Source organism: Syntrophales bacterium, assembly GCA_030655775.1.
In the GTDB taxonomy this organism is placed as follows: domain Bacteria; phylum Desulfobacterota; class Syntrophia; order Syntrophales; family JADFWA01; genus JAUSPI01.
In genome coordinates, this window is sequence record JAUSPI010000091.1 from 1 (window position 1) to 6,216 (window position 6,216).

General features: G+C 41.5%; 12 protein-coding genes. All 12 read left to right on the forward strand.

Features of this window, described 5'->3' with window-relative positions; genetic code table 11:
* Positions 1 to 313 (forward strand): hypothetical protein (locus Q7J27_04600; GenBank protein ID MDO9528424.1); only part of this gene is annotated, 313 nt, incomplete at its 5' end.
* 7 nt (positions 314 to 320) lie between these two features.
* Positions 321 to 476, forward strand: a complete 156-nt coding sequence (locus Q7J27_04605) for a hypothetical protein (protein MDO9528425.1) — start codon at positions 321 to 323, stop codon at positions 474 to 476.
* A 31-nt stretch (positions 477 to 507) separates the two neighbouring features.
* On the forward strand, positions 508 to 1,263 hold the full coding sequence (locus Q7J27_04610; GenBank protein ID MDO9528426.1) for a complement resistance protein TraT: 756 nt from the start codon (positions 508 to 510) through the stop codon (positions 1,261 to 1,263).
* Between the two features lie 93 nt (positions 1,264 to 1,356).
* Entirely contained in the window at positions 1,357 to 1,698 is a 342-nt protein-coding gene (locus Q7J27_04615; protein ID MDO9528427.1) for a hypothetical protein, read from the forward strand.
* 146 nt (positions 1,699 to 1,844) lie between these two features.
* The gene (locus tag Q7J27_04620; protein MDO9528428.1) at positions 1,845 to 2,189 is read left to right on the forward strand and encodes a hypothetical protein; all 345 of its coding nucleotides are present in this window, start codon (positions 1,845 to 1,847) and stop codon (positions 2,187 to 2,189) included.
* A gap of 19 nt (positions 2,190 to 2,208) precedes the next feature.
* The gene (locus Q7J27_04625; GenBank protein MDO9528429.1) at positions 2,209 to 3,075 is read left to right on the forward strand and encodes an ArdC family protein; all 867 of its coding nucleotides are present in this window, start codon (positions 2,209 to 2,211) and stop codon (positions 3,073 to 3,075) included.
* Positions 3,076 to 3,155: 80 nt separating this feature from the next.
* On the forward strand, positions 3,156 to 3,422 hold the full coding sequence (locus Q7J27_04630) for a hypothetical protein (GenBank protein MDO9528430.1): 267 nt from the start codon (positions 3,156 to 3,158) through the stop codon (positions 3,420 to 3,422).
* 230 nt (positions 3,423 to 3,652) lie between these two features.
* A complete protein-coding gene (locus Q7J27_04635; protein ID MDO9528431.1) occupies positions 3,653 to 4,156 on the forward strand; it encodes a hypothetical protein in 504 nt (167 codons plus the stop codon).
* Positions 4,156 to 4,488, forward strand: a complete 333-nt coding sequence (locus tag Q7J27_04640; GenBank protein MDO9528432.1) for a hypothetical protein — start codon at positions 4,156 to 4,158, stop codon at positions 4,486 to 4,488. The genes Q7J27_04635 and Q7J27_04640 overlap by 1 nt, the downstream gene beginning before the upstream one ends.
* Positions 4,489 to 4,510: 22 nt before the next feature.
* Positions 4,511 to 5,077, forward strand: a complete 567-nt coding sequence (locus Q7J27_04645) for a hypothetical protein (GenBank protein MDO9528433.1) — start codon at positions 4,511 to 4,513, stop codon at positions 5,075 to 5,077.
* A gap of 133 nt (positions 5,078 to 5,210) precedes the next feature.
* Positions 5,211 to 5,666, forward strand: a complete 456-nt coding sequence (locus Q7J27_04650) for a JAB domain-containing protein (protein MDO9528434.1) — start codon at positions 5,211 to 5,213, stop codon at positions 5,664 to 5,666.
* 200 nt (positions 5,667 to 5,866) lie between these two features.
* Positions 5,867 to 6,216: DUF6094 domain-containing protein (locus tag Q7J27_04655; protein ID MDO9528435.1), on the forward strand; the 350-nt coding region annotated here is incomplete at its 3' end.

Below are 6,216 nucleotides of genomic sequence, written 5' to 3' on the forward strand. Positions count from 1 at the left end.
TACCGGCACTGGAAACGGTGTTTATAAAGGCTTGAGCCGTATGAAGGGAAACTTTCACGTACGGTTCTTAGGGGGCTTGGGGCTGGTAACAGCTCCGGGCTACCCGACGATTGCACAAAAAGCCAACCATATACTCACGCCCGACATGATAGATGGCAACATCATTCTTTCGGCGCACATAATTTATGATGAGAATATGGACGGTTATGTTGCAACAAGAAACACATACAAATTCAGAGGCGATTTGGCAAAAGCCGGGTTTACCTGGGTACAAACAAAGAAAGTCTGGTTTAAACCAATAACTATAAATTGAAAGGAGAATGATGGCAGAAACCATTAAAGCAATACGCGAGATGGAAGAGGACTTTGGCCAACCGCCGATGGACCTCGCAGACGTTAATATTGAAGATTATTACGATTGGTTGATTTCCGGATATGGATTACATAACCATCATGCGGAAACACCAGACTTTTAATGATCATAAACAAACAAAGGAGAACAAACTGATGAAAAGAATAAGAATTTTTACACTCATTTTGGTAGTCTTTGCATTCATCCTTTCGGGATGCACTGCAATGACAACCGCCATTAAACACAGGGATTTAGCCATAAATTCAAAGATGTCTGACACCATATTTTTAGACCCTGTTGCTCCGGATCTTAGAACAGTCCTGGTACAGGTAAAAAATACTTCAGGCAAAAGCATAGACATCGCAACAAAAATTACCAATGTTTTAACCACAAGAGGTTATTTTATAGTAAGTGATCCTCAAAAGGCCCATTACTGGTTACAGGTCAATGTCCTGTATGCTGGCAAAGCAGAGCCGCAGACAATACAGTCCATGCTCGCACAAGGTTATGGAAGCGGGTTGGGTGTCTTAACTGGTGGTCTTGCAGGTGCCGGGATTGGTCACAGTATGAGTGATTCCGGTCAGGGTTATATGGTGGGCGGTGCTATTGGCATGCTTGCTGGTGGCCTGGCCAATACTGTGGTAAATGCTATGGTTACTAGTGTAACATACTCGGTAATAACAGATGTTCTGATTTCCGAGAAATCCGACATCGCTGTTGAGCAGCAGATCAACTCCGACCTTTCGCAAGGATCGGAAACAAAGATCAAGCAAGTGGTCAAGTCAACGAGCAATCTAAAACGTTATAGGACAAGGATTGCTTCGACAGCAAATCAGGTAAACCTCGAATTTGAGGATGCTATACCTATTTTGGAAGCATCACTTAGCGAACAAATTGCCGGGATCATGTAAGAACAAAATCAAGCATAAGGACAAATGGGAGAGTAACAATCAAGCACAAGAGATTGTCTCTCTCTTTTGTTTTTAATGAATAAAGGTGAGACTATGGGAAATAATACAAATAAAATAAGAGTCGAAGATTCTATTTTTGAATCTATAGGCAGGGAAACAGGTCGATTGGTTACCGAAAAGAATAAAAAATATGGAGATGCCTTTGCAAAGTCAGGGGATATTCTTCGTATTTACTATCCGGACGGAATAAAAACCGATCAATACGATGATATGCTTGCAATGATCAGAATCATCGACAAGCAATTTCGTATTGCGACCGATAGGGATGCCTTCGGGGAAAGTCCGTGGGTAGATATTACCGGTTATGGGATTCTTGCCCAGAAAAGGGATCTTGATAGGAAAAAACTGTTACAATCTAGAGTTGACGGGAAGTAAACCTGTCACTCGATAATTAAAAAGAATAAGGCACAGATAATAGGGAGCAAAGACTGAATTAGTCTGCTTCCTTTTTTTGTGCCTGGAAACAAAGAAACGAACCAAACCAATTTCATAGACCTTAATTGGATAAGGAGAAAATAAAAGTGAAAATATTATCAATGCTTATAAAAAAGCTAAATCCGGATAAAAAAGAAGTTATCGAGGCTTACTACCACCCGTTCCAGTTGGGTGGTCCAAATCTCGATATAGGGTTTATTCCTGATGATAATCACATCTTCGGCTTTCCCTGTGACAAGAACGGTTACGTTAATGTCGAGGAACTGCCGGTTGGTGGTAAAATTAACTATCAGAAATTTTCTGATGGTGGATTTGACTCTTACCCCGTTAGAAGAATTCCTATTCCTTATAGTTGGAGGAAAAAGGAATCAACTGTTACGAGTGTGATTACACGTATGCTTCTATCTGGATTATGCCTGATAGCAAAATAAACAAAGGGAGGTTTTAAAAGTGAAAACTTCAAAATTAAATGAAAAGTATCAAGGATATCTTCAAACTCTCATAGAGGAAATCAAAGATCAAAAATCAGACAAGGTAATTCTTCATTACCTCGATTTTTGTTCCAGATTTCACAGGTATTCTATTTCCAATCAGATATTAATCTGGATGGCGATGCCGAATGCAGAGATGACTGCTGGGTTTCACGCATGGAAAAAGCTTGGCCGGACAATAAAGAAAGGCGAGAAGGGGATTCCCATCTTCGCCCCGATATGGGTCAAGCAAAAGCCTAAGACGAGAGATGCGGCAGATAATGAGGAAGTTGTGGAAGAGAGCGAAGAAGATAACACAGAGAGAAAAAAGATGTTCTTCAAGGTCGTGTATGTCTTCGATGTTTCTCAGACTGAAGGCGCCCCGCTTGCCGAATCGCCTGATATCATAAATATCAATGGTTCAGCAGAAACCGGGCTGCTTGGTCGGCTTGAAGAGTACACATCAGCAGAAGGAATAGAGCTGAATTATGTAGACGAACTTGGCGGTGCGCTTGGAGTTTCTATGGGAGGACAGATTAAAATCCTCTCTTCGCTCACAAACACGCAAAGGTTTCACGCTCTTGTCCATGAGCTTGCTCATGAGCATCTACACAAGGGCATGGAGCGTAGACAGTATTCGAAGAAGTTGAAAGAGACTGAGGCTGAAGCGGCCGCATACGTTGTGTGCCGTCATTTCAGATTGAAACCAAGGTCCGCTACTTATCTGGCCACATATCAAACTGAGGATGTAGATATCCAAGGTTCGTTTGACCGGATAACTAAAACAGCTTCGAGAATACTGACAGGCATGGAAAGTGTGCAGGCATCTTTAAGGAAAGCTGCATAAAGAAGTCAAAAAACATAGACAGAGCAGAAAAGGGGTCACAATAAGTGCCCCTCTTTTTGTTTAAGAGAGGAGTGAAGAAAATGGATGAGGAAAAAGTAGAAGTGACAAAAGAAGACATAAAGTACGTCGAGGTAATGACCATGAAAAAGGATATTCTGCGGGCCATAAAGGAATTTACACCGCTGTATGACGAAGTAACCACATCCGACTTGCAAGGAATTTGTGAGGCCAGAGCGTGGAAGATCATACAGGAAAAAGAACCCAGGGAAAAGTTCGACGCTTGTTTCTGGGAGAGAATGAGGATTTCAGATCAAATCTTAACCGGAATTTATGAGAGAGAGGTTTAGTCTTTCATCCTGCCCTTAATTAGGGAATTTGCTCCCGGATATATCGGAGGAAAGGATCTGGCAAGAAAAGCTACTGACGACGAAGTTGTTTATCTGCTCCTGCTCAATGAGCAAGTAGCCAGGCTTTCAAACACTTTGATCGACATAGAGCGAAGAAAAAGAAACTTAATGATAGCTATTAGTTCCCGGATTGCCCAAAAACGGCAAAACGGGAGAAAGCGAGGAAGATAATGTTGAAAATTAACTATATTGGAGCATTCAACCCGTTTGATTGGGAGGCTTTTAGCTGCCCGGTCTGCGGGGGAAAAGAGTTCGAGAGTCTTTCTCATTCCGGCGTGTTTTGTAGCACGTGTGATGCCGAATTCAGGGTACGGTACACGTGTGGCGATCCCGGGTGCGTAGTGGATTGTTTCGTAGATCCAATGCCGTCAGGAGGTTCGATATCCGCACCGGCATGGGAATGTGAGGAATGTGGAGCAAAAGTATCGCTCTTTGATTGGCAGGAGCATGTCTGTCCTGTGGATAAGACCCATACGAAACTCCGCAGAATCGAGTATATCCTCGGGATGTGGAAAGTGCCCAAAGACTATCCAACGTATTTTTACCTCATCCTTAAACGAGGTGATTATTGCAGCGGATGGATATGGGGAAACAACCTCGAATCTCTTGACCATCCCAGTCAGGAAGAATGGGACGAATTCCAAGAAAAGAATATAAATAGGAGGAAAAAATAATGTGGAATATACCAACGAAAAAAGAGCTGGATGTAATTCCTGATCTTTACCAAACAGAAGAGATTTCCTTGAAGGATAAGCTGATATACCTACACTTCTTTTATGGGGGGTGTGATTGGTATATTGCCGAATACAGCAAGGAAGACGATTTGTTTTGGGGATTCGCAATCTTGAATGAAGATTATGTATGCGCCGAATGGGGATACATCTCATTTGATGAACTAAAGGAAATCAAGATCAAACCGTTTGGGTTTGAGATTGATTGTGAACTCGAATGGGTTCCTCAAAAAGCCTGTGAGATAAAAAAGATCAAACAGGCACAAGGTTGGTAACAAGAGAAAGGAGATTGAAAATATGGGTTGGACATATATGAACAAGGATAAGGGCGTAGGTATTAAAGACTTTTTTAGTAAGAGGTTTAACAGCGATAGTGATGGAAAAACTATCCGGGTTATTGATTGTTCTTCTAGCATCAGTGAAGCATATATGGCAGTGGAAGTAAACACGGGCAGCGAGCATGAAGTGTTTGCCGTGGTTTGTTGTATAAACCATAGACCGAAAGACTATTATAACTTTGGTTACAAAGATATGGTAGAGGATACGGGTCCGTATTATTACAATTGTCCGGAGAGAATACTCAAGCTTTTAACACCTATTGAAAGTAAATATGCCTGCGAATGGCGAGCGAAATGCTGGGAAAATATTGCGCGAAGGAAGTCAAGACCTTCCTTCAGGGTTGGTGATACTATCGACTTTGAAAACCCTGTTTCATTTAGGAATGGGTGGAATCTGAAAAGGTTCAAGGTCACAAACAAAAGGAAACTTCTTTTTGAGTCTCCTGATGTGGGTAACGTTTCCTTTAAGCTCAGCAAACGCTCGTTTGATAACATTCCCTATGTTGTAAATTCATGTAAACCTTAGTTAAATCAAAGAAAAGATAATCAACTAAACATAATCAGGATACCTTAAAGCAGATTTATAGGGGTTACTTACCTCTATTTTTGCCTGGTATCCGACAAAAGAAAAAGGTTGGTAGGAAGAAAGGTTAAAAATAATGGAGAATATATATTTAAAAGAATTTCAGGGAACTAAGTATCGGACAATGTTGGTAAGGGAAGGTGTATCAATAACTCCTGAGCCTCTTACAGCGTCTGAAAAGGCATATCAGTATATCCGGGCCGGGTTGGAAAATAAAGATCGGGAGTATTTTGTTTCGATTCTTTTAAACACCAGTCTAAATCCTCTTGGCGTGTATCTTGTGAGTATAGGCGGGTTGGCCTACACCATAGTTGAACCGCGAGAAGTTTTCAAGGCGGGAATTATGGCTGCGGCATCATCACTGATCCTGGCTCATAATCACCCATCGGGTGATAGCAAACCAAGCAAGGCGGACCTTGATATAACTGAAAAACTTAAAATAGCAGGTGATATGCTGCAAATTCCGATCATTGATCACATTATTGTGGGAAGGGATTGTTATTACAGTATGAAAGATCACCAAGATATTTAAAAGAAAGAGAGAAAAAGAAGATGCACGGAAGAATATTTGTATTAGCAACCGGAAAGGTCCTTGAAGATGGTGATTGTTATATCACCGAAACGTACGATTATCATTTTTAGGTGATATTTCAAACTTTACAGATCACAAATAATACGAGGAAAGGAGGCTTTTGCCTCCTTTCCTCGTATAGCAAAGGAGATAAAGAAAAAATGGCACGTTTCGGAAGTCAGATAAAAATGGGCTATTACAAGACCCCGGAAGTCGTAGTTCGCCAGATAAAGGAAATATTAAATATTTCCCCGCGGGCGAGACTTCTTGACACTTGTTGTGGCGAAGGTGGATCTCTGCGGATTATTGCTTCAGATACAGAAGCAGTGACCTACGGGATAGAGCTGGACAAGGAACGCTATAACACTGCATCAGGAGTTCTTGACAACGTAGTATGGGGTGATGCCCTGTACGAGTTAAGGACACAGGAGAAGGGATTTGGGCTATTATGGTTAAATCCCCCATACGATTTTGAGGAAGGTGATTATGGCAAGGATGAAAGTATGAGATT